General features: G+C 68.1%; 1 protein-coding gene and 1 pseudogene. Both read right to left on the reverse strand.

Features of this window, described 5'->3' with window-relative positions; all coding sequences use genetic code 11:
• Positions 1-224 precede the first annotated feature (224 nt).
• Positions 225-995: pseudogene (gene puhA / locus ACH107_RS32905) on the reverse strand (photosynthetic reaction center subunit H); the annotation flags it as partial.
• 31 nt (positions 996-1,026) lie between these two features.
• The coding region (locus ACH107_RS32910) for a PucC family protein (RefSeq protein WP_412509794.1) at positions 1,027-1,279 on the reverse strand (253 nt) is incomplete at its 5' end.

The raw sequence follows: 1,279 nt of genomic DNA on the forward strand, positions 1-1,279 counted from the left end.
TTTTCCTTCCTGTTGTTACCGAATCATTGTAGTCTAAAGTCAGTTGTTACCACCTACTACAGTGAGGAGATGATATCATGGCAACTATCGGCTACCGTCTCAGCCGCCACCGGTCGGGCCGGCCCTGCCAGAGGATGCGCTCGCCCTCGGGCGGGCGTTCGGGGAATCCATTGATCGGTTCGAAGGCGAAATCATCGTGGCTCATGACGGTCTCCTTGCGGGGGTCAGCCCGGTTGCGGGTCCAGCCGCTCCGGGGAGGCGTAGAGCGTACCGCCGGCGTAGTAGGCGGTAATCTTGTCCTCCTCGAGAAGGGTGACCTGGCGGGGCGAGGCATGTTGCGGCACGCCGGCGAAGTGATGGCCGAAAACCGAGCGCACCTTGATCCGGTCGGTCTTGATCCGGGCCATCGTCAGCGGGATCAGGCGCTTGCCGCCGCCATGCGCGGTATCCAGCGCGACCTCGATGAAGCGGACCAGCTGCTCGGGCTCGTCGACCCACATGTCGGTGATGGTGCCGACCGTCGCGCCGTCGCCGGCCTCGACCGGCAGACCGCCCGGATCGCGCCCGGCGGCCATGTGAAAGTGATCGGTTGCCGACAGGGGCACGATCTTGGGGTGGCCGTGGCCGTCGAGTTCGGGCACGTCGCGGCGCGGGGCCCATGACGCGGGCCCGACGCCGTCGGCCATCGGGTCGCCGGTGGGCACGAAGGCAACCCCGTTGCCCGCCGCCGTCTTTTCAAGCGCAAGGTCGCGCCGGTCGGGGTTCTGCCCGGAGGGAACGGTCACCTCGCCGCGCCCGTGGGGCAGCTTGAACGTCTTGTCATCGGGCACCGGGAAAGGCCCCTGGCTGGCCGCCTCGCGGCCGTCGTCCTCCCCGAGCGGATAGCCCTCGCGCATGGTCTCGCGCTGGATGTAGTAGGCCAGCAAGGCGGAGAATATCCAGAACAACCATATCGCGACACGCGCGAGGTCGAAGTTGGCGAAGAACGGGTCTGTCGTGTCGGTGTCCTCTTGGCGGAACGGCGGGTCATGTCGGAAAGTCGGCCAGGCCGATACGGGCCGGGCCCTGTCCGGAAGCGGGGCCGGCGCCCCGGCCGATGCGCACCAGCGGCCCCAGCGCGGCGAGCGTCATGAAGAGCAGCGCAATCTCGACGTGGTAGACGAAGGAATAGCCGGTGCCCGGCGTCTGGAGGGCCGTGCCGAGCGCGCCCGAGCCGGCCGGGGCGCCGATCCAGTCGCGCAAGCCCCCGCCGATGGCGATGGACAGCCCTGCGGCGGTG

This window comes from Roseovarius halophilus (ex Wu et al. 2025) (assembly GCF_047086965.1).